The 25,673-nt window shown below is 42.2% G+C and carries 23 protein-coding genes; 8 read left to right on the forward strand and 15 right to left on the reverse strand.

All coding sequences use genetic code 11. From position 1 onward, the window contains the following. Positions 1-220: 220 nt before the first annotated feature. Together HWQ47_RS25320 and HWQ47_RS25325 are read right to left on the reverse strand one after the other, a co-directional pair. On the reverse strand, positions 221-856 hold the full coding sequence (locus HWQ47_RS25320; RefSeq protein ID WP_269968724.1) for a class I SAM-dependent methyltransferase: 636 nt from the start codon (positions 854-856) through the stop codon (positions 221-223). A 29-nt stretch (positions 857-885) separates the two neighbouring features. Continuing rightward, complete coding sequence (locus tag HWQ47_RS25325) at positions 886-1,242, reverse strand: hypothetical protein (protein WP_269971860.1); 357 nt, start codon at positions 1,240-1,242, stop codon at positions 886-888. Between the two features lie 208 nt (positions 1,243-1,450). On the opposite strand from HWQ47_RS25325, the gene HWQ47_RS25330 reads away from it, so the two are divergent. After that, positions 1,451-3,538, forward strand: coding sequence for a sensor domain-containing protein (locus HWQ47_RS25330; RefSeq protein WP_269968725.1), 2,088 nt, complete (start codon positions 1,451-1,453; stop codon positions 3,536-3,538). 272 nt (positions 3,539-3,810) lie between these two features. Here HWQ47_RS25330 and HWQ47_RS25335 read toward each other — a convergent pair whose 3' ends face one another. Next, entirely contained in the window at positions 3,811-4,404 is a 594-nt protein-coding gene (locus tag HWQ47_RS25335) for a tRNA-uridine aminocarboxypropyltransferase (protein ID WP_269968726.1), read from the reverse strand. A 202-nt stretch (positions 4,405-4,606) separates the two neighbouring features. Between HWQ47_RS25335 and HWQ47_RS25340 the strand changes: the two genes are divergently transcribed. Further along, positions 4,607-5,596, forward strand: a complete 990-nt coding sequence (locus HWQ47_RS25340) for a hypothetical protein (protein WP_269968727.1) — start codon at positions 4,607-4,609, stop codon at positions 5,594-5,596. 110 nt (positions 5,597-5,706) lie between these two features. On the opposite strand, the gene HWQ47_RS25345 is transcribed toward HWQ47_RS25340, so the two are convergent. Further along, entirely contained in the window at positions 5,707-6,909 is a 1,203-nt protein-coding gene (locus HWQ47_RS25345) for a multidrug effflux MFS transporter (RefSeq protein WP_269968728.1), read from the reverse strand. 107 nt (positions 6,910-7,016) lie between these two features. Between HWQ47_RS25345 and HWQ47_RS25350 the strand changes: the two genes are divergently transcribed. Together HWQ47_RS25350 and HWQ47_RS25355 are read left to right on the forward strand one after the other, a co-directional pair. Further along, on the forward strand, positions 7,017-7,979 hold the full coding sequence (locus HWQ47_RS25350; RefSeq protein ID WP_269968729.1) for a LysR family transcriptional regulator: 963 nt from the start codon (positions 7,017-7,019) through the stop codon (positions 7,977-7,979). A 181-nt stretch (positions 7,980-8,160) separates the two neighbouring features. Further along, positions 8,161-8,514 carry a hypothetical protein gene (locus HWQ47_RS25355; RefSeq protein ID WP_269968730.1) on the forward strand — a complete coding sequence of 118 codons (354 nt, stop codon included), beginning with the start codon at positions 8,161-8,163 and terminating at the stop codon, positions 8,512-8,514. A gap of 64 nt (positions 8,515-8,578) precedes the next feature. On the opposite strand, the gene HWQ47_RS25360 is transcribed toward HWQ47_RS25355, so the two are convergent. From HWQ47_RS25360 to HWQ47_RS25370, 3 genes are all read right to left on the reverse strand, one after another. Further along, positions 8,579-9,808 (reverse strand): hypothetical protein, encoded by a 1,230-nt coding sequence (locus HWQ47_RS25360; RefSeq protein WP_269968731.1) that lies wholly within the window; start codon positions 9,806-9,808, stop codon positions 8,579-8,581. A gap of 116 nt (positions 9,809-9,924) precedes the next feature. Next, complete coding sequence (locus HWQ47_RS25365; protein WP_269968732.1) at positions 9,925-11,340, reverse strand: DUF4145 domain-containing protein; 1,416 nt, start codon at positions 11,338-11,340, stop codon at positions 9,925-9,927. A gap of 74 nt (positions 11,341-11,414) precedes the next feature. Then, complete coding sequence (locus HWQ47_RS25370) at positions 11,415-12,128, reverse strand: hypothetical protein (protein WP_269968733.1); 714 nt, start codon at positions 12,126-12,128, stop codon at positions 11,415-11,417. Between the two features lie 199 nt (positions 12,129-12,327). Here HWQ47_RS25370 and HWQ47_RS25375 point away from each other — a divergent pair, with 199 nt between their 5' ends. After that, entirely contained in the window at positions 12,328-12,852 is a 525-nt protein-coding gene (locus tag HWQ47_RS25375; protein ID WP_269968734.1) for a DUF2780 domain-containing protein, read from the forward strand. Between the two features lie 393 nt (positions 12,853-13,245). Then, entirely contained in the window at positions 13,246-13,695 is a 450-nt protein-coding gene (locus HWQ47_RS25380) for a tellurite resistance TerB family protein (protein WP_269968735.1), read from the forward strand. 171 nt (positions 13,696-13,866) lie between these two features. On the opposite strand, the gene HWQ47_RS25390 is transcribed toward HWQ47_RS25380, so the two are convergent. Both HWQ47_RS25390 and yjeH read right to left on the reverse strand, forming a co-directional pair. Beyond that, positions 13,867-14,691 (reverse strand): HDOD domain-containing protein, encoded by an 825-nt coding sequence (locus HWQ47_RS25390; protein WP_269971861.1) that lies wholly within the window; start codon positions 14,689-14,691, stop codon positions 13,867-13,869. 93 nt (positions 14,692-14,784) lie between these two features. Next, positions 14,785-16,047: an L-methionine/branched-chain amino acid transporter gene (gene yjeH, locus HWQ47_RS25395; protein WP_269968736.1), complete on the reverse strand. Its 1,263-nt coding sequence runs from the start codon at positions 16,045-16,047 to the stop codon at positions 14,785-14,787. 296 nt (positions 16,048-16,343) lie between these two features. Here yjeH and HWQ47_RS25400 point away from each other — a divergent pair, with 296 nt between their 5' ends. Beyond that, complete coding sequence (locus tag HWQ47_RS25400) at positions 16,344-16,772, forward strand: Lrp/AsnC family transcriptional regulator (protein WP_269968737.1); 429 nt, start codon at positions 16,344-16,346, stop codon at positions 16,770-16,772. 94 nt (positions 16,773-16,866) lie between these two features. On the opposite strand, the gene HWQ47_RS25405 is transcribed toward HWQ47_RS25400, so the two are convergent. Next, a complete protein-coding gene (locus tag HWQ47_RS25405; RefSeq protein WP_269968738.1) occupies positions 16,867-17,826 on the reverse strand; it encodes a LysR family transcriptional regulator in 960 nt (319 codons plus the stop codon). 186 nt (positions 17,827-18,012) lie between these two features. Here HWQ47_RS25405 and HWQ47_RS25410 point away from each other — a divergent pair, with 186 nt between their 5' ends. Further along, the gene (locus HWQ47_RS25410) at positions 18,013-18,315 is read left to right on the forward strand and encodes a hypothetical protein (protein WP_269968739.1); all 303 of its coding nucleotides are present in this window, start codon (positions 18,013-18,015) and stop codon (positions 18,313-18,315) included. A 264-nt stretch (positions 18,316-18,579) separates the two neighbouring features. On the opposite strand, the gene HWQ47_RS25415 is transcribed toward HWQ47_RS25410, so the two are convergent. The 5 genes from HWQ47_RS25415 to HWQ47_RS25435 form a co-directional block, all read right to left on the reverse strand. Next, positions 18,580-19,215, reverse strand: a complete 636-nt coding sequence (locus HWQ47_RS25415) for a DMSO/selenate family reductase complex B subunit (protein ID WP_269968740.1) — start codon at positions 19,213-19,215, stop codon at positions 18,580-18,582. 9 nt (positions 19,216-19,224) lie between these two features. After that, a complete protein-coding gene (locus tag HWQ47_RS25420) occupies positions 19,225-21,615 on the reverse strand; it encodes a DMSO/selenate family reductase complex A subunit (protein ID WP_269968741.1) in 2,391 nt (796 codons plus the stop codon). Between the two features lie 475 nt (positions 21,616-22,090). Further along, complete coding sequence (locus tag HWQ47_RS25425) at positions 22,091-22,480, reverse strand: molecular chaperone TorD family protein (protein ID WP_269968742.1); 390 nt, start codon at positions 22,478-22,480, stop codon at positions 22,091-22,093. 131 nt (positions 22,481-22,611) lie between these two features. Continuing rightward, the gene (locus HWQ47_RS25430; RefSeq protein WP_269968743.1) at positions 22,612-23,289 is read right to left on the reverse strand and encodes a DMSO/selenate family reductase complex B subunit; all 678 of its coding nucleotides are present in this window, start codon (positions 23,287-23,289) and stop codon (positions 22,612-22,614) included. 13 nt (positions 23,290-23,302) lie between these two features. Next, positions 23,303-25,666 (reverse strand): DMSO/selenate family reductase complex A subunit, encoded by a 2,364-nt coding sequence (locus HWQ47_RS25435; protein WP_269968744.1) that lies wholly within the window; start codon positions 25,664-25,666, stop codon positions 23,303-23,305. Positions 25,667-25,673: the final 7 nt, after the last annotated feature.

Consider the following 25,673-nt stretch of genomic DNA (forward strand, 5'->3'; position numbering starts at 1 on the left):
GCCTCTAGTTCTACACAACAGATGGTCAGAACTAATACTGGTTAAAATTCCAACCACTATAAGATGGTATCTAAGAGATAAAATCAAGGGAAAGGCTGAGATAAGTTTGTAAGCAAGTACTGACAATTTTTACCATCAGCAAGAAGCTTAGTATTAGGGTGGAAGGGATGGAGAGGTAGGTAAGCGAAACACCTCTCAGACTAGAAGCGAGCCCAAAAAGTTAACGTTTATGAAAAAATACGACGTCGGTATCGATCACTTCTAATCGCCAATCAAAATGCTGTGCTATCCATTCAAAGGTTTTAATTGAGTAGAAACAGATATGAGTTGGATCTCCTTTGTAGTACCACTGATTGAACACTTGCTTCGGCTCTACCAGTTTAGTCATTACCGCCAAAATACCACCCACATTAAGCAAGGCGTTCAACTGTTCCAGCAAAGAGTGTGCATCAGCAATATGCTCGATCACCTCAGTCATGGTGATAAAATCGTAACTGCGCGCTAGGTTTTTGGGGACATTATGGTAATACAGATCATAATTATTCATCGCTATGCCAGCTTCAGCAGCCATCACACTGATAGTAGGACCTGAACCACAGCCAAAATCTAACCCTTGGGCATGTTTAGGTAACAGTCCCAGTAACGGATTGACCGCTCTTCCCAGAAAGTGTCGATATCTAAGATCGTCTGGATCATTTCGGTGTTGATCGTAAGTGGTTTTCTCATCTTTATCGGAAAGTAGATACCTTTGTGGCACCATCACTAAGTGACAGTGACTGCACCGTAGATACACTCTTTTATTATCTTCATCAAAGTGGGACAGAGCATCACACTGACATAGGGGACATAGACTCAAAATATTTCCAACTGCTCATGATTTAGGGTTTAAGGTTTTGGGATTTTTCGCTCTTTAGCCGCTGCTTCTTTAGCTTGCCTAAGATATTTATCTTCCCGTGACTCACGTTCATTAAACTGTTTCTGCGCCTTCTCCCTCTGCTCTGACTCCCAGTCACCATTTTGCTGCTTTTTTAATATCTTTCGTTCACGCGCTAAGGTCTCCCCTGCTGCATCACGTGCCTTTTGTAACTGCTCTTGCTCCAGAGTCTTAGATAGCTTATCTGCAGCCTCGGCTTTTTCACTTAAACTTAACCCGTCTTTAGCCTGTAGCGAATTGGAAAATAATACGCCTATAGAGATTAAAACAGAGACAAATGTCATTCTATAACTTATTGAAAACGCCATCATTCACACTCCAACCACCCATAAATACTAATACAATCTTAAACTTAGAAAACTTTTAAACTAAAAAGGGATTTGTTATACAGAACAAATCAGAGTACTTTTAACGCTAACCCCATCTTATTGTAATAAATAGGATACATTTATTACAAAGTTCAATCCTACGTTTTCAGCAAACTGAAAATAAAACGTGTGACTAGGAAGTATTAGAATGCAACCGTGGCCCACTTTATTGTCTAAGCTAACTTCAAATAAACCAAGCTTAATGTATCAAATTAATGCTTGGCAGCAAGAAGAGTGTTCATTTCCTTTAGCCTTGATTCAAGATCACCTATTTATTGGCGCAAATCCTGCTGCATTAATTTATTTTCAAACTCAAAGCGATAGCTTTAATCAAGCCAGCCCCAATGACTTCTCCCCCCGTATCCAATCATCTGGCCGCAACAGTATAGAATATACACGACTGATGATTGAACAAGCTTTGAAAGGTGAGATAACCGGATTCAATTGGCAATATATCAGTCAACAAGGAGAAGACCTTCCGACTAAAGTGACCCTATTTCCTTTCAAACTTGGTAAGCATGATGTTCTTGTAGCCCAATTTGAATCAACAAATAGGCGTAGTCGCACAAGAACTCGATTAAGTAATGGATTTGATTCCTTACCTAAAGAGCTGATATCTACGATCTTAGAAGACAATGCCGAAGCCGTTTATATTACAGATGCTGCTCATCAGATTATTGCAGTGAATAAAGCCATGTGCCGCATTTGCGAATACAGCACGGAGCAGCTACTCAATAGCAGTACAGATCTTATCAATAATAATCCCAATGAAGAGCATGAATTCAGTAAAGCTCTTCAAGAAAGAGGAAGTTGGCAGGGTGAAGTGTGGAAAAAAAGATCCGATGGTTCAACATTTCCAGCTTGGAAAAGCTGCCGAAAAATTACTACTCAAAATAAGATTTACTATGTCACTATTTTTAGCGACATCAGCTCTAAAAAGCAATTAGAAGCCAAACTGACTGAGCAGGCTATGTATGACAAGCTCACAGGCTTACCCAATCGTTTCCATCTGATAAAGCTGCTAAACCAAGCCATCATGCAAACTAAAATGCACCCAGATACCTTGGGAGCGGTGATGTTTCTCGACCTTAATGGTTTTAAAAACATTAACGACTGTTTCGGTCACGCCACTGGCGACAAAGTACTGCAACTCGTCTCGGCACGATTAGAGGCCAGTTGTATTGAAAATGCCGATATTGCCCGCTTAGGAGGGGATGAATTCACGCTCATCGTCCAGAAATGCAACAATCGAGCAGAGGTAGAAGATCTCTCCAAGCAGATCATGTCACTGTTTAACACTCCTTTCGAGATCGATGACCAAAAACTGTATTTGGGAACCAGTATTGGAATTGCACTATTTCCAGAGCACAGTGTGCAAGCCAATAAGCTATTAGATCTTGCAGACACCGCCATGTATAGCGCAAAAACAAGTTCCACACACTTACGCTTTTACGATAAAATAATGCATCAGAAAGCCGAACAAAAACTTCATATCTTGAGCGAATTACGCCATGCCCACAATTTAGATCAGTTTAAGCTCGCCTACCAAGTCATCGTCAATCTTGAGTGTAATTCGGTTATCGGTGCAGAAGCCCTACTCAGATGGCACCGACCCGATGGCAAAATAGTAGACGCTAGTGATTTTGTACCGTTACTTGAAGAAACGGGTTTATTGATAGCAATAGGACAATGGGTACTGGAACTTGCTTGCACCCAGATGGCACTGTGGCGTCAAGACAATCCAGATCTGAAGATATGTGTCAATGTTTCCCCTATTCAGCTAGAACATCATGACTTTGTTCACCAGGTCACTCAGGCGTTAAAGCAGAGTCAACTGCCCGCCGAAGCCTTAGTGTTAGAAATTACTGAGCTTGCGCTACTAAGACAACCGGAGTCAGTGACAAAAACATTATCGTCACTAAAACAACTTGGAGTGAGTATCGCCCTCGATAATTTCGGTGCAGGTCTGTCATCGCTAAGTAAGCTAGGTAACCTTCCCATAGACAGTTTAAAGATAGATGCAGGTTTTGCTCAGAGGTTGAGTGAACCCCATGGTAAAGAGCTATACCAGGCCATGATACAGCTGGCCCAGGCGCTGAGTATCAGCTTTGTTGTCGAAGGAATAGAAACACAACAACAAAAAGAGATATTAAAGCAGATGGGTAAAGGCTTTGGCCAGGGTTACTTTTTCGGGCACCCCAAAGAAGCAACAAAATTCATGTCTGACAATCTCTAACATCTTAATTCGTTCGCTTAATAGAGTGAAAGCCATGTTAGACCCATCAAAAATATACCCTAACGACTTCTCAACATGCTGAAAAGTGATTTGGGTATGTATGGGCACTGCCTCCCTGCATGGACAGTAAACTAACATAGCTTTCACGCCACCAGCAGAGCAGGTGGTTAACTCTATTAAAAACTATTTAGTATAAAAAAATCGTGATCCAAATATTACTTAACACATAACATGCAGATATATCTCACAAAAAACACAATTACCAACAACTGTTACTCATAACGTTTTCTCACATCGACTGGCATTGACTGGATACGTTGTTGAACCATCGCCTCCAAAGCATTGGTTAATGGTGTAACTTTCAGTTCTGGCTCAATAGACCTCAACATCATAGCTGCAGCTTCTAAGGTCGACAGACTGTCTGCTCTGCTGGCTTTACGAATTTTGTAATTGGAAGCGGACTCTAAATCCAGATGCAATGCAGGGTAATTTTGTAACCAAGGGTTTAGTTGCAGCAGCTTATAAGCTTTTCGCCAGGTGCCATCAAGGAATAATAACACCACTTTCTTATCAAACTGGGTCCCCGCAACATCTGAACTTATATCCGATGGATAGACTAGATAGATAGGCTTCTTGCAGCCCTCAAGATAATGCCGTAATGACTTAAAATCATCCGGCGTTTCACCGACATAGATCTGAGTTTCAGGAATAACTAACGCCATCAAACGAACACTGTTCTTAGCATGAGTCACTTCACTGGGATCTTGCAGTACGATCAGCTCCGTTGAGACACTCATAGGTTCGATATTCGAACACAAGCAAGCTGTTAAAGGATAATGACACTTGGGGCAATGAGGACGAGACACAAGGCATGACTTAGCAAGTTAGTAGTACTGTTAGTTTACATTACTATGGTAAAGCAATGAAGCAGGGAACTGAGAACGTCTAAATAATTAGCACTTTACATAATAACATTCATAGCATTACACTCCACAAAAGATATGTAACCATATTGTTACCATTATTTTGGTTACAACTTGATTAACTGATTAACTTCAAGGATGAGTAATGAACCGTAAATCCCTCTCACTCGCAGTACTATTTGGACTTACAATACCTTATGCAAGTGCAGCATCAGAAATGGCACCAAGTAACACATTCCAGCATGAGGGTAACGTAACGTTAGGCACCCATACCGACGATTTTGGTGATGGTTTATGGAACCTAGATTATCGTTACTATTTCAACCCTGTGAACATGGAAAACGGCCCCTATGCACTCAGTGAGTTTCTTGCACAAGAATCGAATATTGGTACTCAATACGCACAAATGGGGGTAGTCACAGATATCGTTTCCTATCAAGTTGATGGAATATATGTTTTTCACTCAAATTGGTTTATTGGAGCGAGCTATAACAGAGTCGATTTAGATGATGACAACTTCTACATTGACTCCTCAGTGGATGACATCGTGGAATACGGGGCTCGTATTGGGTACTTCTTTAATTCAGCTTCTGAAATTTCGTTCTCATATCAAACAAGCTCAACATCTGATACTCAATCATTTAGTTCCTCTACAGAGAATGTTTTTAGCTCAAGCAATGACTCAGATTATCAACTGTATTCAATAGCAATGCACAGCTTTATCCCACTCGCATCCTCCTCAGGTCTAGACTTACTGGCAAGCTGGAGCTACGTCGATCAAGACTATCAGTCAAATAACACTTTCTCTCTCTATGATGATTTTAAGAGCATGTCTAAAACAAACCAGAATATAGTCACCCTTTCAGCTGATTGGTATATCAATAAAGCCTGGTCTGTAGGTGCCAATTATATTTGGAGTCAATACGATACTGACTCCAAATATATTACAGCAGATAGTTATGATCAGTATAGTTTTGATGACATCAGCAACCAGTACTCCATCACCACCGCTTATTGGTGGCAAATATCTCAGCACTTTGCCGCTAAATTTAGTGTTGCAAAGCAATTTGGCTTAGACGGTGATAACTTGCCTGATGGCTTACTTATAGGTATCTCTGCTAACGCTCGTTTCTAACTATATATTTCGAACACTTTCAAACATAAAAAAGCCCGCTACCTGTGGTTAGCAGTTAGCGGGCAAAGGGTGTTGGTTGAGCTATAAAACCGTTTAATCAAATCTAAGAATCAATGTACATATTGCTCTTGATGCCAATGATCGAAGCGAGACATGGTCATCATAACCAATAAACTCGTCATCAAGACTCCCATCACTAACGCTACCGCATAAGGTGCCGTTAGATCCGTTTGCTGCACTAGACCAACAAGAAGTGACGCACCACTCATCTGAATAAAACCTAATATCGCCGTCGCAGTGCCTGCTCGTTCGCCGAAAGCAGCCAAAGCCATGCTAGTCGCAGGACCAAGTAAAAGAGCAAAACCAATACACAGCAACATCATAGGTAACATAAAGCTAAATGCTGCCGCCATACCTTGTGTGGGTCCTACACTTTGCAACAAAACTTGTACCAAGGCTGATACCAGCATGGTCGCGAGTGCCAATATCACAGTAGGACGATTACCTATCCTATTAATCACCATAGGTGCGGTGAAACAGGCAAAGATATTCACCACGGCATTGAGACCAAACAGTCCACTAAAAGTCAGTTCAGAAACACCTAAGTTATCGATAAGCCAAACTGGGGCGTAGGAAACATAGCTTAAAATTGATGCCATGCCTGCCATACAACAAAGAGCATAAAAGACAAAGTGTGGCTCGATAAGCACAGGCTTATAACGCGACCAGCGATATAGCGGTCCAGTCATGACCGTATTAGCCGGACGAGTTTCCGGTAAGCGATACCCGACAACAATCATCATAATGATGGCGTACAGCGTCATAAATACGAAGGTAGAACGCCAACCAAACTGCAACGCTAATAGGCCACCTAGTGTCGGTGCCAAAGCAGGGATAACACAAATAACGCCATTGAGGTAACTATAATAGCGCGCACTCTCTTTAGGCGTAAAACAGTCTCTAACTGCGCTAAAAACAACAATCGATGTCGAACAAGCCGCCAGTCCCTGCAGGACCCTCGCTATCTGCAACCAATGAAACTCCATGGCAACCGCAGCCAGTATGCTGCTAGCGATATAGAGCAAGATACCGCCTAGCGCGATTGGACGACGGCCATAACGATCTGCTAATGGTCCTATCGCTATCTGGCCAATACCCATGGCAAAAAGGAAAAGCACTAAGGTTGACTGTATTTCACTGGCAGAAACTGAAAATTCAGCCGCCATAACAGGCATGGAAGGCAGATAAATATCAATGGCTAAAGGGCTTAATACCACCATAGACATTAAGATTGGTAACAAATTACGACGCATGGTTTCTCTCAAGATGGAACAATATTCAATATGATGATTTTAGCTCACCAGTGTTATGAACAGAAATGGTATAATTTCAGGAATGAATTTCCTTTTAGGAATATCTAATGAATTTAGATAATCTAGCTAGAATAGATCTTAACCTGCTTGTCATCCTACAGGTCCTACTTGAAGAGCAAAGTGTTACCCGAGCAGCAAGTCGCCTTCACGTCAGTCAGTCAGCCTTGAGCAAGAGCCTTCAACGCTTGCGAGAATCCCTCGGCGATCCACTGTTTATTCGTACCGCCCATGGATTAAAGCCTACGGCACATGCTATGCAGTTAGGTCAAAAGTTACCAGGAATGCTTCATGGGTTATACCAGCTCACTCAGCCTCCAGGCTTTATTCCTGCAGCGAGTAACCGACAGTTTTCATTTGCCATGGTCGAAAGTGCTTATGAAACACTGCTGCCTTATTTTATTGGTCCCATCCTCAATAATGCCCCAAACCTCAAACTGGACACTTATGGATGGATGGAGCAATCCATGACAGCACTCCAAAAAGGCCAGATAGACTTTGGGATCTCAGGAAGGGATCTGCATCCACAATCTGCTCTGCAAATAGATAACTTACCAGCTGGTATCGCCCATCAGACCCTGTTTACCGATCATCAGATATGTCTTGTCAGAGAAAACCACCCCATTATTGCCCTCGTGGCTTCCGGGCAATGGGATCTGCAGGTTTACCTTGAGATGTACCATGTGCAAGTGCGTTGTGAAGGTAATGATTGGTGGGTATTGGACTACCATCTCGCTGATCTCGGACATAGAAGGCGACTGAGCACAACGGTATCTGATTTTTATGGTGCCGCAAGCGTATGTGCCCATAGCAACCTTATCTTCACCTTACCCTCTAGTTTCGCCAGGCACGCCAGAAAGTTATACCCCCTGGTGGAGCTAGCCTTACCATTCGAGTTTATTCCATTGGCTTATGTATTACTGTGGCATGAAAGAAATGATGAAGAACCTGGCCATAAATGGGTCAGAGAGACAATCTGCAAGAGCGTGGCTGACGCTTTTAGCTATGAATAAAAATGAGTCGGTTAATTAAGACAACCATATATTATCTATACTTATAATGGCTAAAAATAGATTGGAATTAGCTGAACCACACTTGAATCGATAGAGATAATCGGTTAGGTTAACTGAAATTAACGTGATCTTAGATTAATAATTATGCAAACTAGTGATCAGTTAATTATTTGGAGTTCTTATGATCTATAGTCAATTTCAGCAATCACCTTTTCAGACTAGATTCTCGGGTACTAGAGGCTGGCTAGCATTTGCTATTGGACTAGCAGTTATCACATTAACTTTGATTGCGCTTCCTTTCGTACTGTTAATTGGCGCTATCAGCTTTATTCTATTGAGCCTATTTGGCCGTATCTTTATGAAAAAGCAGCTGACACGTTTTCGTCAACAGCAATCACAAGCCAGTCAGCAGAGCTCATTTTCTGAGTCGAGTAAGGGTCAACAACAGACTGTATTTGAAGAGACGAGATTTGGTACTAGTCCTCATAAAACTAAGCCTCACCAGGGACGTACATTCGAACATGACCCAAATTAATCCCTATTACAGACACTAAAACGCTTGCCTTGGCAGGCGTTTTAGTGTCTGTAAATGACCGAACCTACTTGCACACAAATTGTGAAGCCATTAACGGTCGTTTTAACAAGGCTTCAAATCGCTTCCAACGCTCACTTTTATCAACTCCTCCTCGTTCCACCCATTGGGCGACGCTGTCTTCACCATGATTGTAATTAATCACATAAGCTCGGTTTGCCCAATAAAACCTCACTCTTTGTTTAGCGCGTGACTGACTATACAAGCCATAACGAATTAACAGACTCTCGGCCTCACTTTGTGAAATATTACCATCCGTCAATTGTCGACAAACTGAATTATCTAAATGAGCTAACTTCTTATAGCTAGTTAACACCCTATGATAGTGCTCAATATCTCCCTTTATTCCTGCTAAAGGCATCAATTGATCACGTTCAAATTCGATCAACTCTTTAGCTGACATGATTAAACTCAAACCATAGTTAGCACTGCCTTCCGACAAGAAGGATATCGGGCTATATAGCGGATAGACGGCATATTCAAGCCACTGCTCTTTTCTTACCAGCTCTCTTTCCTGCAGTAGATTAAACACATGATGTCCGGGATAACCTTCATGGCTGGCCAACTCCATACAACGTTCAAGATAGAGGGGTTGATCTTGATTAAGCTGAATAAGACTCTGATAACTTCCTTGATACCAGTTATAAGCACTCCACACTTTATCGTTAACGAACTCAATACTGAAACTTTCGTTTTCAGGCAGTTCGAGATAGGCAGAGGTCAGCTCACGCGCTTTTTCAACCGCAGATGCAAATACTTGAGGAATTCGGCTATGGGGGACAATAAATTGCGCGCGGTAAACTTCAAAACGTTGTGATAATGAGCCTTCTCCCGGCAACAGTTTGGCAATATCATCAAGAGCGGGCTCAAAGCTTTCAGGAGAATAGTTGTCAGCTTGAGTGTCATACAGACTTATTGATTCAAGCTCAAAACTGCCCTTTGAACCCTGAAGGTGCTTAATATAATACTCTACCGAGTTGAGTTGTTTTATCAAAAACGCCTGACGATCTTTAAGTTTAACGATCACCCCTTCGAGTCTCAGAACAGAAATCCTGTCCAATAGAGTGCGAACATGGCGCAGTAGTGACTCTAACGGTTCCTTCTGACACTCCACTTGCCACGACTCAGGGCCATAATAAGCATCAACATAACTAGGGTCGTGCAAACCCACCGCCAGCACCAACCTGACATAAGAGTGGGCAATATCATCAAGCTGTTGATTAAGTTCTACATTCACTAAAGCCGCCTTTTGGCTTTTTCAGCCCGTTTGAATTAAAGGCTTAATGTAACCACTTGGTATATTGCATGCAATAAAGAGTTATAAATTTAACTATCTGTTCGATGACCTATCTATTAAGTCAGCAGTTCTTGAGCTCGAATTAATGCAATAAGCTCAGATTGACTCTTAGTGACAGCAATAACATTATCAACTTGTTGAGACAAAGAGTCCCAAAGCGGAGCTATCACAGCTAACTCCTGTTCATTACCATGTTCACGAGCTAATTTTAACAGGGTCGCGCTACCCACCACATCAATTTTACCTAACACACCATCAGCTAGGGTTATACTCAATTCAATCATAGCCGGGACACTATGGCCATACTTGATCACTTCACGTAAGTAGTGCTCAGCCTGTGAAAGATCTGTCTCAGCAGCATTATCATCATTAAGCATAGATTGAGCTCGTGAAAACATAGCATCGAGCTGGCCGAGCTCCGCCGCTTCAATCATCCATTGTTCACTCGCAAGTGGGTCCACTTCACACCCCTCACCTTGAGCCAACATTAATGCCAGATGATATTGAGCATGAGGAAAACCAGCTTGCGCCGCTTTAGCGATAAATTGGTAAGCTTTTACCAGTTCCCCTTCTTGGTAATAGAGCACACCCAAATTTGCCATCGCTTCCGACTGTTCCAGTTCAGCAGCCCGATACAAGTAATCCAGTGCCTTTACTCTGTCTATTGCTAGGCTCTTTCCCCCAACCAGATAAAAGTAACCCAACAGCGCCATGGCATTAACAACTCCCGCTTCAGCAGCTTGGGCTATAGCCTCCTCACCGCCGGGGATATCAGCCTCACCACTGTAGCCATGGATCTTAGCAACGCCATACTCATAGCGCGCATTCATCTCATTAACAGATGCTAAGCCAAACCAATACTCAGCTTTTTTAAGAGTGTCAGAAGAGGAGGTCATCAACACTTGTTGCTCGCCATTACTGTCAGCCAGCGCTTCCTCCTGTTCACGTTGCATCAAAGCACGTGTCTTAAGGGACATACCGACGAGATACTGAGCCTGCGGATCTGACTCCATCACAGCTCGATAACAGAGATCCCGCCCCGCCAGTGAATTAAATGCTTCGAATCGATACTCAGGAGGTTGCTTTCCAGTTACCAGTAGAAATAGAGACTCAATTAAGCTAAGCAGTCTCTCTATCGACTTTTCACTTAACGTAAGCAGTTGTTCGGAGGTTAAATGGTATTTCTCAGGATGAGCACCACGATTACCATCACCACGTAACTTATGCATCGCCCTCGTCGTACGAACATTAATAACCCGTTTATTATTCAAGGCTTCAATTCTGTCGTAGAGGTTTGGGCTATCGAAAATGATACCGGCAGGCTCGGCCAGCAGCTTGGTTAATTTATGAGTAAGGCTGCGAATTTGAAGTAAAGCTTGTGTGGGGACATCAGTAACATAGCTCTTAGCGGCACTATAATCATGACCTAGTTCAGATGAAAAACAAGTAACAAATTCGACATCAGTTAGCACTACAGCGTCTCCGGAGAATCGAGCTCCCGGGAGCGAATACCCGGGAACTTATTGTTAGGTAGCTTGGAAATAGACTAAACCTGCTCTTCCACTTTAGGCCGTGAAACCATGTATAAACGGAATAGAGCAACGTTAACAAACAATCCCATAAATGCCACGAACACTTCGACGATTAACTGGAGTGGGAAACCAACAGATTGTGCCAACGCTGAAAGTGAACCTCCAATCAGTGAAAGCGGTATGTAAAGCATCAAAACCATTAGGGTTTTAAAAGCGATAGGTCCACTAAATTTAAAGCTGCCCTTGATCGCTTCCATAGGAGTCAATCGTTCAACCACCACCATAAAATTCACATAGGCAAGTCTTGCAAATACATAAATACTAATCGTAAGTCCAATGAGCCATAGAGGACCAAATGCAGCAAAGAGCATCACTGGCGCTAGAATAGCCAAGCCCGAGAAGACTCCAGCAAGTAATAAGCCTGGTACAAAATTCAGGCTAGTTTTAAGAATAAGTGCCGTATTCGCCTCATGACCCTGTGAACGTATCTCAAGGAAGATAGTTAACGAGGCAATCAAGAGCGAAAAAACCAATAATAACGCCATCACAGCGGCAATATGTAGGCCACCAAATTGTGGATTCTCCAAATCGGCATTCGCCATCTCCATTCCCAGCCACAATTGAATACCTACTTGAATAAACAATATGGGGACAGTAAGAGCTGCTAACTGACTAATATGATTGCGAAAGAAGTGATAAGCTTCGGTAAATATCGCGGACAATGGCATGGACGTTTCCAGTAGATAAAAGATAATAGATTTATAGGCAGAATAGGATACCCAAAAAATACCTTTATTGCACAGATGAATTGAACAATAGGTGAACTGCTTAACATCAAATCGATAAGATACAATTGTTAAAGTTAATGCATTGTTCACACTAAAAAAGCTAGAATAGCTGCCACGATTGAATACAGGAATTGGAAATATGAAACTATCGACTCTATTTGGCTTGCTTATGAGCTGCACTTTAATCACAGCTCCTGCAACTGCAGGCTGGTTTGACAATCTTTTCGGTAAAGAGGAAGTGAAGCCTGTTGCAACCGAAACTCAAACCCAAGGTGCGGATCTTGTCAGCAACGTAATGTCCCAGCTCGGACTCAATCAATCTCAGGCTGAAGGCGGACTTGGAAGCCTGTTAACCTTAGCTAAATCCTCACTTGGTGGAGAGGACTTTGGCCCAATAGCCAAAGCTATCCCAGATATAGGCCAATTACTTTCTGCAGCGCCTGCATTAGACAACGAGTCAGGCATGGCTGGTTTACTTTCAAAAGCAGGCGATCTAGGAGCTTCACTGCAAGGAGGTGCGCAGGTTTATGATGCATTTGAAAAGCTTGGTATCTCTAAGAGTCTTGCAGCCCCTATGGTTAATATTGTTAAGAGTTACTTAGATACTCATGCCGGCCAGGGAACCAGTGATCTGCTCATGAAAGGACTAAGCGCAGTCCTCTAGAGATCCATTTTAGGCAATAACTGAGTTTATCTTATCTGTTTATTAATCGCGATAAGATGAACTCTTCTCTCCTATTCCACTCTAATGTATACCCAAACCACTTCAAGATGCAGGATTCAGCATGTCGAGAAGTGACGGAGTTCAAGGCATGAAATAGTTGGACTAGTTATTCTAATTCACTTTATCATAACGCAGAAACATGTTGCTTCTCGCCGTGCCCTTGGGAGTTCCCGTAGAATAACTGCACTGTGTTAGTGATATCAATAAGGGAATAACCATTATCCTCAATCACTGCCTTGTTCAGCTATCCTACGGGAGCTCTGAAACGAGCATCTTCAGGTAGTTTGGGTATATACGCTTAATTTATTAAATCACTCATTGGCGGATCTATTTATGATAGCAAAACTAAAAAAGTTTTTAACTTCACACGCTCAAGCTGTCACCCCCGAAGAGCAGGCGCATCATCTTAACTTAGCAGCGGTAAGCCTGTTACTTGAAGTGGTTTTTGCAGATGAAACTCTCTCCGATGAGGAAGCAAACTTACTTCCCTCTATGCTGGCTGAAGCGCTCTCTTTAGTCCCATCAGAGGTAGAAGAACTCGTGAAAGAAGCCACTGAGATGCAAAAGAATTCAACCTCTTTATATGAGTTTACTAGCGAGATTAATCAGAATTGTAGCGTCGAACAGAAGCAGAAACTCATTCTATCAATGTGGAAGTTAGCCTATGCTGATGGTCAACTTTGCCAATATGAAGATCAGATCATCCGCCGTACAGCTGATCTACTCTACCTCAAACACAGCGAACTGATCCAAATGCGCAATATTGCAATGGAAAACAGGTAATAGAAAAACCACCATTTGAAGATCAACATAAGTGCGCCGTACAGCCGAGCTGCTCTACCTCAAACACAGCGAACTAATCCAAATGCGTAATATTGCAATCGAAAGTAAGTAACTTGATTCTCATTATTCCGAGTTCAGGTTAACTAACGTTTCAAAACTGAAGGGACGCAGTTAAGTTAACTGCCCCGCTATCTCAAAACCTTTGCCTCGAAGTGATTGAATTTTACTGCTTAAACCGTCCATCTCCATCTTTAAACCTACTGAGGTCACCTGTTGGGATAACCAGCATGTTTTTTCATTTTCATCGACACCATCCCACTCAAGTAAAATAATATGGGACAACTTAAGGATCCCAGCCTGAGAGGAGAATGGCTCGGCAGCTTTAGGGTTATGTTGGTATTTAATGCCCTGAACAAGTTCAGATGAAAACTGCCAGTTTTGCGCTAATAGGGACGCAACTTCCGATGAGGTATAACCTAAGATCCCCTGTTCAATCTCTGGTTTATCACCACCATCTGCAACAGATGCTCGAATTTGAAGCGACTTATCCGGTTCTATAGTCGCAATAAGTAGATCACCGATATCATGTAATATGCCACAGGTAAATGCAGTTTCGGGCTCAGCTCCACAACGCTTAGCTAACTCTTGACCATAGAGAGACACTTCAAAACTGCGGCCCCAGAACTCCCCAATATCTATCCCTGCAACCGTGGGGATAGCACCGATCACGGCCGAGGCAATCACTAAAGTTCTTAAGGTTTGCTGACCCAACCGAACCACAGCCTCGTCGATCGAACCAACTTCCCTACAGCGCCCATAATGAGCCGAATTGGCTAAGCGTAAAATTCTTGCACTGACCAGAGGATCCCGAGAAATTTTTTCGGAAACTTCAGCAATAGAAGCACTATCATCATTAACCACATCCAATAGCTCACTCACCGCTTTAGGTAAGCGCGGAAGTTTATCTATATGACTCAATAAGGCTGCTGTTCCCATCATCTATCTCCTGATTAATAAATAGCATATGGCTAAAAATATAGATCAGAATCAGATATTTTTCCCCTGACCATCAAAGAATAATGGGTAAAATCAACTAGTTTGACAAACCTTCCTACGAGATAAGAGCACTTTTTGCCACCATAAAAGTGGATATAAACTTGCAGTTAAAAGCAAGGCATAAGCCATGTTCATGCCCAGAGCAAAGCCCAATAGCAAGCATAACGCGCAACTAAGGACGATTAATGGGAGAAAACGTTTTCTCAGTAGCTTGATTGCCGCCAACATAGACACAAAATAGATGATAACAAACACCCCATTTGTCCAAGCAATTAGATGCTCTAGGTCTTGTCCTGTCGCATAAGTTAATACAATGACTACCGCCATAATGGCCAGTATGACACCCGACGCTCTAACTGGAACGCGATGACGATTGAGATGATTGAAATAACGAGGTAATAGCCCCTCACGACTAAAACTCCACACCAGACGAGATGCACTGGCTGTATAGATATTTACCGTCGCTAAACCGCTGGCAATACCTAAAACGCCTACCACTTGTGCTCCATAACCCCCAAGTAAAGCATCAAATACACCAACCATAGCGACGCCAGCACTAGTCGGCAACATGAGTAAAAGGAAGGTACAAGCAAGATAAACCAGACCCACTAATACTGTTCCAATAATCATTGCCGGGATCATATCTCTCTTTGGATCCCGAAAATCATTGGCCAAATGTGTCATGGCTTCAATACCTAGAAAACTCCAGAATGCGATACTGGCTGCCACCATGATGAGATTGACATCTGGGTTTACTCCGGTGGCAACTGACTCCATCTCACTTAAATTCATACCAGCGGCGCCATACAACACCACCATGACGGAAACAATGGCTAAGGTGAGTGCGAATTGCAATTTAGCCGAAACTTGTACCCCTTTAAAATTCAATACGAATAATAGGCTAAGCAACAAAATCTCAGTGGCTACCTCAGCCCAGCCAGACAGGGCCACCAGCGCATTTACAAATTTAAACGTCATCATAATCGCAGCAGGCGCGCCCAATGGCACAACGAGAAGGAAGAGCAAGCCAATCGTTCGACCCGAAGTACGCCCGAATGCCTTCTCAACGAAATAGGCAGGACCTGCTGCATGAGGAAATACACTGGCCAAACGCCCGAATACCAAGGTCACTGGAATAATAGCTAGCGTCAGTATTAACCAAGCAATCAGAGCTCCGCTTCCTGCCGCCTTTATCGTCATTTGGGGCAAAATAAATACACCCGTCCCCAACAAGGTAGTCGCCATTAAACCAGCCCCCTGCCAGCGGCCTATCGTCCCCTTAACACTCGAGTTCATCCTCTTTCCTTTTACCTAAAACCAGCATAATGACAGTCACAAATTATTATCAACTAGACTGAACGGAGATATTAAATCTGTTTAGTTTGTAGTCAAACATTGATATTGATAGGCTAAGTATAAGCTTTTACATAAATACAAACTGACGTCGCAGACAGTCAAAAACAGCTCTTAAACCACCATTTTGTCGGAAAAATAATAGTTATCCGACAAAATGGTGGAAGCGTCGCTAGGGCTGATGAGAGTAAACTGACGTATCACTAAATACCTATGAATAGAAGAATGGAAACCATCCTTTGGATAAATTTGATAAAGCCATCATCGCCAGCCTAAGACAAAACGCTCGTAAGAGTGTGTCTCATATCGCCGAGGCCGTTAGTCTGTCACGCTCAGCGGTATCCGAACGAATAAAGAAATTAGAACATCAGGGTATTATTCGCGGCTATCAAGTACTACTCAGTGAGTCACAAAAAGAGGGAGTATCGGCGTATTTTGAGATTCAGCATCAGTGCCCAAGGTGTGCCGATGTGGTGCATGTTTTTCAAGCAATACCTGAAGTCATCACCTGTCGGGGGATAACCGGTGATATGGATCTACTTGTCTATGTCCAAGCAAGTTCAATGAGAAGACTGCACGAGATCCGGGAGTTTATCGATGCTCAGACAGATATTATAAAAATCAAAACCCATGTGGTCATGAGTGAGTGGATAGGTAATCACGAGTAATCAAAAGCAATGTCTGAACTCGTAACAGGATAAAACACTCATGCCTAATAACCAGCGCATGGATGGGTGTCAAAGATAGTAAAATTGATTAATGCTAACTATCTGAAATCTGTCCAAGAATAAAATGACTTAGTGATGTCATAAACCCCACAGGAAAATCATGCTCTAAAGCTTGATGATAAACCAGAGAATAGCTTGGCCGATTTGCCATCGAATGAAGGCGAATATATTCAGTATGTGGTAATTTTAATACCTTAATGCCTCGAATCATGCTAATAAAGTCAACTGCACATTGTGTTCCAATGAAAGATATCGAGTCAGACAACTTCAATTTATTAATGAGTCCCGCTAAACTATGTGTCTTATGAACAATTCTAAGATCTAATTCGTGTTCACAACAGTAAACCGAAAATGGGTCTACTTTATCATTGAAGCCCGAGATTGCAGTAACAACAAAAGGATAAGTTGCAATATTTTCTAAATTAATTTCAGAGTGCCAAATAGGGTGTTTATCACCAGCTACGAGATAAACGAATTGGCCAACTCCTACCGGTTTTGAAATCAGAACATCTTTATATTTATTTAAACACTCCCTTACCTCTTTACTTTCATCCTGAATAATAGCTAAAGAAACACTCCCTTGAATAATATCATCACACACTCCATCTCTTAATGGTTTTATATTAACAGTTGCTTGTTTAGAGATAAGAGTTAACTCATCATCAATATACTCTGGAAGTCCAACAGATAGAGTAGGTGGAACGGCTATAATATATTCACACTCCGAATGTGAAGATGGTTCACTAATATCTATATCATAATACAGATCAATAATTTCACATATTTTAGGATAGATTAATTTAGATTTTTCAGTAGGAATGAAACCACTTTTTTTTCGAATAAACAGTGAATCTTTATAATGTAGCCTCATAACAGATAAATACCGGCTAACTTTAGAGCTTGAGATACCATACCTTTTTGAAACATATGAGCAACATCCGGTTTCATATATAGATTTAAAGACTAATAATGCTTTAAAGCTTACATCCAACATAACCATCTCCTTTTACAAAAACTGAAAAAGTGAAAAACCATTTCCCATAAAATGAAAATATTGCGCCACCCTGCAATTGTAACGTCTAGAAAAATATCACAAACAACTTCAATGTATAATTTAAAGATAGGAAAAGTATAAATAAGATCCTCAACATTCTATCTTCTATTTCGCAGGAGTTGAAATATGAAAAAACTCATAGCATTTATAATTTTTATGTTTTGCTATTCAGCTCACGCTCTTGAAAGCTGCAATGAATGTCATGACGAAAAATGGCAACTGACACCAGCACATGTTTGGATTGAGACAGAACACCATATCAATGCGGTATCGTGTATGGATTGTCACCGCTGGAAAGATGGTGATGATCTCCCCCCTGTTTTACCGAGCAAAAAAGCAATGGATAAAGGCTGTGGTTTATGTCATCACAATCCAGATGGTTTAGCAGAAAAAATGCACATGCAACAATATGAACAAGAAAAAGATTAATCCCCATTTAATGAGATAGATATAAGTTTCCCTGCAAAGAACCGCGCTCTTCATCAGGCGCGGGTCTTTTTAATTTTGTACTCAGCCAATGTCGCAATTCTTCTACCTCACGAATAATACTTATACCCAAACGCCCTAAAAATGCTCGATAATACGGCTTCAAAATCCAGGGCTAATAACGCAATGAAAATAGGGCTCAATAAACAGAACCCTATAGGAATAAAACGATAAAATGGCGCTCAAAAAAATTAGCGCCATAGATAATTACACTTCAGAGTGGTTAACAATACTTCCTAGACCATTGGAGGTTGATTGACCATCTTTATGAGCTTTAATAATTAAATTTGGTGATGTAATGCTTTCAGGTGGCAGCGGCGCAATATGCCCGTCGCCATCACCATACCTAGCTTGTAAGTTCTCCATCGTATCAAAATCTAACGCTCTTAATGGACAAGATTCGACACAGCTTGGTTTCTTACCTTCGGCAAGTCGATCGGAGCATCCATCACACTTAGTCATGACTTTTTTATTTTGGTCTAATTGTGGTGCATCATAGGGGCAAGCTTGTGCACAACTGTTACAGCCAATACATAGCTCTGTCGCTATATGAACCAAACCATCTTCCCGTCGCTTGTACATTGCACCTGTCGGACAGGCTTTAACACAAACTGGTTCATTACAATGATTACAACCAACAGACATATAATAAGCAAAGGCATTGTTTTCAAATGTCCCATCAGCTAACTCTTGCCAATTACCGCCTTCATATTCATATACGCGACGCCAATTCTGACCAATAGACAAATCAGAACGATCTTTACAGGAAACGTGGCAAGTTTTGCAGCCACTACATTTGGCGGCATTAAAATAAAAACCATATTGAGTATTTTCATCTTTCATTGTCTATCCTTACACTCTAGAGATTTTAACTAAGTTGGTATGTTGTGGATTGCATTTACCGATCGCCGTAGGGCGAGTCGAGGTTAAAGTGTTCACATTTCCCCCGACATCAATACCATTTTCAGGTTTATACCAAGCGCCTTGAGGTAAAGAAGCTGAGCCTTTAATAATTCTTGATGTCACTTTAGCTTGCACCCGCACTTTGCCCCGTAACGATTCAATAATCACTTGGTCACCATGTTGAATACCAAGCTCTTGTGCATCAGCATTATTAATCCATACGGAATCTTGTACCGCCTCTCGCAGCCAATCATTACTATGAAAACTTGAATGAGTTCGGCCTTTGGTATGATGACCAATCAACTGAATTGGATATTGTTTTTTTAATGTCTCATCTTCATAGCCTTCCCATGTTCTTACATACTTAGGGATAGCAGGTATCTCGTCACCTTCGGGAAGCTCCCAGGTAGCAGCCATATCAGCTAGGGTTTCTGAGTAAATTTCTATTTTCCCACTCGGTGTCCGCAATGGGTTATTAGTAGGATTATCGATGAAAGACTTGAGCCCAATTGACGCTGATGTATCCTTATGACGATAAAGCCCCATCTTTACCAGTTCGTCGTAATTAGGGAGGTTTCGTTTTCCGGCCTGCTCGTTATACAGGGTTCTTAACCACTCATCGTAAGTTTTCCCTTCGGCATACTCTCCCTCGACACCCAGTCGTTTAGCTATCTCCAGACAGACTTCAAAATTACCTTTAGCATCAAACTGCGGTTCAATATTGGTGGTCATGGCGATAACAGTCGAAATATTGATGCCCGGATTTGCCGAGATATCGTTAACTTCCACATCCATAAGATCTGGCAGTAGAATATCGGCAAACTTTGCACTCGGCGTCATTTGCACATCGTGCACCAAAATAAATTCACACAAGCTTTCATCTTCAAGGATTTTAGCCGTGCCATTTGAATCTGAATGTTGGTTAATTAAAGTGTTACCAGCATAGTTCCAAATAAACTTTAAGTTAGTGCTTAATTTCTCAGCTCCTGTAATACCATCTTTAAGAGCTGTCATTTCCTGACCACGCACAATAGCATCACACCATTTAAAACATGGAAGACGAGCTTGAACTGGGTTGCTTCCTGTTGGTGAGAAAGAATAAAAACCATTGATCCCCTTGCCTATAGACAGACCAGTGTTGGTGCCTGAAATCCCTATTTTGCCTAACAAACAAGGTAGCATGATGATTGCACGCACCGTCACTTCACCAGCGGCGTGACGCTGTACGCCTAATCCTTGAGAAATAAAAGGACGCTCAGCTGCAATAAGCTTGTCTGCTAGTTCTATAATTTTGTATTCTGGAATCCCACAAATAGAAGCCGCATAAGCTGGCGTCTTAGCGGTCTTATCTTCTCCTAATCCAAGAATATGCGACTTGTAGTCACTATTTTCAGGCGCCGAAGCAGGTAGAGTCTTTTCATCGTAGCCCACACAATACTTTTCTAGGAATGCTTCATCTGCGGCTCCACGAGTGATGATTTCATAGCTCAAAGCTTCACATAAAATTGCATCGGTGCCGGGACGGATTGGCAGCCATTGTTTTTCATTACTGACAACGGTGTCAGACAAACGAGGGTCAACAAAAACCGATTCAACGTGTTGGGTAAATTCATGCAGAGAATAATTACCACCGCTACCACTCATCTCTGTTTCGGCAGGGTTGTGACCAAAGTTTAAAAAGAAATCACTGTTGGCCAGTTCAGCATAATTAGAGGTAGAGGTAGAGCCACCACCAAAAGTATATTTTGATGCGTTAGCTTGCTGACCACTAGAATATGTATTGTACTGCTCTAAGTGGCCACCAAGGATATTAAGCAACTTGCCTCCCCATTGCCCAGCTTTGGTCCAGTGACCACCTGAGTACATGGAATATAAGCGGCCCGTACCATATTGACAGTAGATTGATTCGTTACCATATGTATCGATGATACGCCTCAACTCCTTCGCAATAGTAGAGAAAGCCTCATCCCAAGTAATCTCAACAAACTTGCCCTCACCACGCTTGCCAACACGCTTCATTGGTACTTTTAGACGATCAGGTGCATATACCTTGCGCTTATAAGAGCGGCCTCTTAAACAGGCACGCGATTGATGATTACCAAATCTATCATCTCCTTCGTTATCAGACTCGATACGAGTTAATATGCCATCTCGACTGTAGATTTTTAGCGCACAAGAATAACTGCAGTTACAGGTACACGCTGACCAGTTAAAAACTTCATCCGTTACAGGCGGTTGTGGTGGTACCACATTGACCTCATCCGAATCCGTCTTACAACCTACCACTGTTGCGGCGCAGCCCAATGCGGCACTCGCTTTCAAAAAACTTCTGCGTTCCATTGATAAATCCTCTTACGTTTTTACGCCTCAGCGCAACAAATGCGTGTTTATAATCAGGAGATGACAAGCTTTCGTTAATGATATAAAACTAATTAAAATCAAATAAAAATTTCATTTAAGAGAAAACGACAATCGTGATCGAAATCGATATTCAACGCATCAAATAAGACATTCCACGAATATCCATCAACGTGGCTGATGATATAGACGGCTGTAGAGTAGAATTTAAGCCATGATCAAGCAGATATTTAGAGAGTGACCACGGAGATAATGGTGAGATTTACCGAGGCAATGGGCAGTCGCAGTGCAACAGTCCCACGCATAATATTTGCACAAAGCAGTGCGTAGTTTGTACATCTGCATCAGAATTGGAATAAGATCAACGTGTTCTAGGCTTGTATATTTCGGGCTCAAGGATTAACTGTCATAACAACGGCTCTATCACCCCATAATACAGACCAATATGATCCAAAGGTTATTGATGATCCAGGTTAAAAATGGCCTGGCGCGGTATATGGCGTGCCTTTAGCGCTAAGGTCAATTTGTCGTTGAATAATAGTTGTTCACTTAGATAGACCAACCCTCGAGGTATGACTGTTAGACCTCCCAGACCAACGAAGAGTTGACCATAATCGAGTTTCAGTTCAGTTAACAGCTCAAGGTTCCATTGACTAGAAAATGAAGTGAGTAACGTCTTACCCTGATGGTTAGCTTCAGAACCTGTCAACTCTGGCCAAGTGTCATCTAGCCCATTTTCAACGAAAGTATGAATCATCACCTCACCTAGGGCGCTCAAAAAAACGCTACGTAAAACGGGTGCGATCCCTTGCAGCTCTGGATAGGGATTAGTGGAATCTATTTCCACTATAAGTTTTCAATGGAGATGATGTTAAACCTGTTTGGGGAGTAATGAGAATAGGGTCCAGAAAAACAGAACCCTATTGGAATAAAATAATAAAATGGCGCTCAATAGAATTAGCACCACGTATAGTTTAACTACACTTCAGGGAAGTTTAAGATCTGCCCCTCTCCACCCGATACAGACTGACCATTCCTGTTCGCCTTTATGATCAAGTTTGGTGACGTGATGCTTGGTGATGGCAGTGGTGCGATATGGCTATCACCTTTACCATATTTAGCCTCAAGATTTTCCATTGTATCAAAATCCAATGCGCGCATCGGACAAGACTCAACACAAACTGGCTTTTTACCTTCTGATAAACGGTCAAAGCAACCATCACATTTAGTCATTACTTTACGCCCTTTATCTAATTGAGGGGCATCATAAGGACATGCTTGGGCGCAGCTTTCGCAACCGATACATAGGTCCTGTGCAATATGAACTAAGCCATCTTCGCGGCGTTTATACATGGCCCCGGTAGGGCAAGCTTTAACGCACACAGGTTCAGAACAGTGGTTACAGCCGACCGACATATAATAAGCAAATACATTTTGGTCGTAACTACCCACAGTATTTTGTGTCCAAAAACCACCGCCATACTCGTATACTCGGCGCCATAAGACTCCTGTCATATCAGCAGCACCATTGGCAACAACATCATCATTGGGCCGCTCAAGCCCTACTAATCTGTCTTTGCATGCCATATGACAGGTTTTACAGCCTGTACACTTAACTGAGTCAAAATAAAATCCATATTGGGTATTCGTTGTCATTTATCTCTACTCCTTATGCCTTTTTGATTTGCACCAAATTTGTGTGTTGGGGATTCCCTTTCGCTAATGGACTCGGGCGTAAAGAGGTTATTGAGTTAATATTGCCTCCAATATCTACCCCGTTTTCAGGCTTAAACCATGCCCCTTGCGGCAATGAAGTAACACCCGGCATAATTCTTGGCGTCACTTTTGTGACCGTTCTGACACTTCCCCTTTTGCTGTTGACAATAACGGTATCACCAGACTTTAATCCTCGACTGTCTGCGTCGATTGGGTTCATCCATACCGCATCTTCAACCGCTTCCCTAAGCCATGGGATATTATGGAAACTGGAGTGTGTACGTCCCTTAGTGTGATGACCAATCATCTGTAACGGATACTTTTCCTGGGTGACTGTATCTCTTGCCCCCTCCCACGTATCACAGAATTTAGGGATCGCACTGATAATATCCCCCTCAGGCAACACCCAATTTTCACTCATCTGGGCCAGACGCTCTGAATAAATCTCAATTTTACCAGAAGGAGTATTCAATGCATTTTCAACAGGTGATGCGATGAATTTATCCATCACAATACCTTCTCCTGACTGGGAAACCTTTACTAGCCCTTGTTCGATGACTTCTTGGTAGGTTGGTAAAGCTGGATTACGTTTTCTAGAAGACTCGTAGACAAACTCAACCCATTGTTGGTAACTACGCCCTTCAGTAAATCCATCTTCCACTCCCATTCGTTTTGCAAGTTCAAGACAAACCTCAAAGCAACTTTTAACATCAAAAGGAGGCTTAACAGAAGACGTCATTGCAATGATGGTTTCCATATCTGTACCTGGGTTCGCCACAATATCGTGCTGCTCAAGATCCATCACATCTGGCAATAGAATGTCGGCATACATTGCACTTGGTGTCATCTGAACATCATGCACTAAGATAAATTCACATAATGATTCATCTTCTAATATTTTTGCGGTTCCAAACGTATCAGAGTGCTGGTTAATCATTGTGTTACCAGCGTAATTCCAGATAAACTTAATGCTATTCTCTAATTTTTCAACGCCTTGTACTCCATGCTCAACAGCAGTCATGTTGACGCCATTAGTTATTGCTTCAGTCCACATGAAACAAGGGATTTTAGCTTTGATGCTATTGGTTCCTATTGGCATAGCTCCCAGAGAATGAGCATGTCTGGGCCAGTTGCCATTATTCGTTCCTGCTATGCCTAATTTTCCGACCAACAGAGGCAACATGAATATTGCCCGAGAGGTTTGCTCTCCATTTGCTTGACGTTGCGGTCCCCATCCTTGAGTGATATATGGCGCATTAGCGGCTGCAAGTTTATCGGCTAATTTAATAATGTTTAGTTCTGGAATACCGGTTATTTCAGCAGCCCATTTTGGCGTTTTTGCTATACCATCATCACTGTTACCAAGAATATATGACTTATAGTCAGCATTAGCAGGAGCGCTAGTAGGTAGAGTTTTTTCATCAAAACCGACACAATACTTATCTAAGAATGCCTGATCATGTTGGTTCTGAGAAATAAGTTGATAAGCGAGAGCCTCACATAATGCTGCGTCAGTGCCTGGTCTAATGGCCAACCATGTATGCTCTTTACCCAAAGCAGATTCAGAATATCTAGGATCGACAATAATGGCTTCCACCTGCTGACAAGCCAGAGAATAATCTAAGCCTCCACCACTACCACTCATTCTCGTTTCAGATGGATTAAAACCGAAAGACAAGATGAGATCGCTATTATTCATTTGCTTATAAGCGCTGGAGCTCATGTCACCAAAAGTATACACCGAAGCCGGTGCAATCTGAGCCGCGCTATAGGAGCCATACATATCTAAAAAGCCCCCTAACAAATTCAATAATCGTTTGGAAGATTCTCGACCACCGGCCCTGAATTGGTTGGTCCCTGATGCATACTGCCAATAAATGGCATCATTGCCATAGGTATCAATTACTCGTCTCAACTCAGAGGCTATGGTTGAATAGGCCTCATCCCAACTAATAGGTATGAACTTGCCTTCCCCTCGCTTACCGACCCTTTTCATGGGTACTTTTAAGCGATCATTTGCATAAATTTTTTGACGACTAGCTCGTCCTCTAAGGCAAGCTCTGGACTGTAACTCCACTCCTTTATCAGTACCTAGGTTATCGCTTTCAACTCGGGTCACTACGCCATCTTGGCTTATTACTTTCAGTGCACAAGACGCTGCGCAGTTACAGGTACAAGATGACCAGTTCATCTGCTCTTCGGTTAATGGCGGTTGTGGCGGCACCACATTCACCTCATCCGAGTCCGTCTTACACCCCACCACTGTCGCCGCACAACCCAGTGCCGCACTCGCCTTCAAAAAACTTCTACGTTCCATTGTTATT

Source organism: Shewanella sp. MTB7, assembly GCF_027571385.1.
Taxonomy (GTDB): Bacteria; Pseudomonadota; Gammaproteobacteria; order Enterobacterales; family Shewanellaceae; genus Shewanella.

Bases quoted from the DNA above. Each gene is read 5' to 3' on its own strand.
- HWQ47_RS25405 (WP_269968738.1), bottom strand. From the start codon at position 17,826: ATGTTGGATGTAAGCTTTAAAGCATTATTAGTCTTTAAATCTATATAT.
- HWQ47_RS25330 (WP_269968725.1), top strand. From the start codon at position 1,451: ATGCAACCGTGGCCCACTTTATTGTCTAAGCTAACTTCAAATAAACCA.
- HWQ47_RS25430 (WP_269968743.1), bottom strand. From the start codon at position 23,289: ATGACAACGAATACCCAATATGGATTTTATTTTGACTCAGTTAAGTGT.
- HWQ47_RS25350 (WP_269968729.1), top strand. From the start codon at position 7,017: ATGAATTTAGATAATCTAGCTAGAATAGATCTTAACCTGCTTGTCATC.
- HWQ47_RS25420 (WP_269968741.1), bottom strand. From the start codon at position 21,615: ATGGAACGCAGAAGTTTTTTGAAAGCGAGTGCCGCATTGGGCTGCGCC.
- HWQ47_RS25370 (WP_269968733.1), bottom strand. From the start codon at position 12,128: ATGCCATTGTCCGCGATATTTACCGAAGCTTATCACTTCTTTCGCAAT.
- HWQ47_RS25375 (WP_269968734.1), top strand. From the start codon at position 12,328: ATGAAACTATCGACTCTATTTGGCTTGCTTATGAGCTGCACTTTAATC.
- HWQ47_RS25415 (WP_269968740.1), bottom strand. From the start codon at position 19,215: ATGAAAGATGAAAATACTCAATATGGTTTTTATTTTAATGCCGCCAAA.
- yjeH (WP_269968736.1), bottom strand. From the start codon at position 16,047: ATGAACTCGAGTGTTAAGGGGACGATAGGCCGCTGGCAGGGGGCTGGT.
- HWQ47_RS25435 (WP_269968744.1), bottom strand. From the start codon at position 25,666: ATGGAACGTAGAAGTTTTTTGAAGGCGAGTGCGGCACTGGGTTGTGCG.
- HWQ47_RS25355 (WP_269968730.1), top strand. From the start codon at position 8,161: ATGATCTATAGTCAATTTCAGCAATCACCTTTTCAGACTAGATTCTCG.
- HWQ47_RS25380 (WP_269968735.1), top strand. From the start codon at position 13,246: ATGATAGCAAAACTAAAAAAGTTTTTAACTTCACACGCTCAAGCTGTC.
- HWQ47_RS25410 (WP_269968739.1), top strand. From the start codon at position 18,013: ATGAAAAAACTCATAGCATTTATAATTTTTATGTTTTGCTATTCAGCT.
- HWQ47_RS25390 (WP_269971861.1), bottom strand. From the start codon at position 14,691: ATGGGAACAGCAGCCTTATTGAGTCATATAGATAAACTTCCGCGCTTA.
- HWQ47_RS25345 (WP_269968728.1), bottom strand. From the start codon at position 6,909: ATGCGTCGTAATTTGTTACCAATCTTAATGTCTATGGTGGTATTAAGC.
- HWQ47_RS25325 (WP_269971860.1), bottom strand. From the start codon at position 1,242: ATGGCGTTTTCAATAAGTTATAGAATGACATTTGTCTCTGTTTTAATC.
- HWQ47_RS25340 (WP_269968727.1), top strand. From the start codon at position 4,607: ATGAACCGTAAATCCCTCTCACTCGCAGTACTATTTGGACTTACAATA.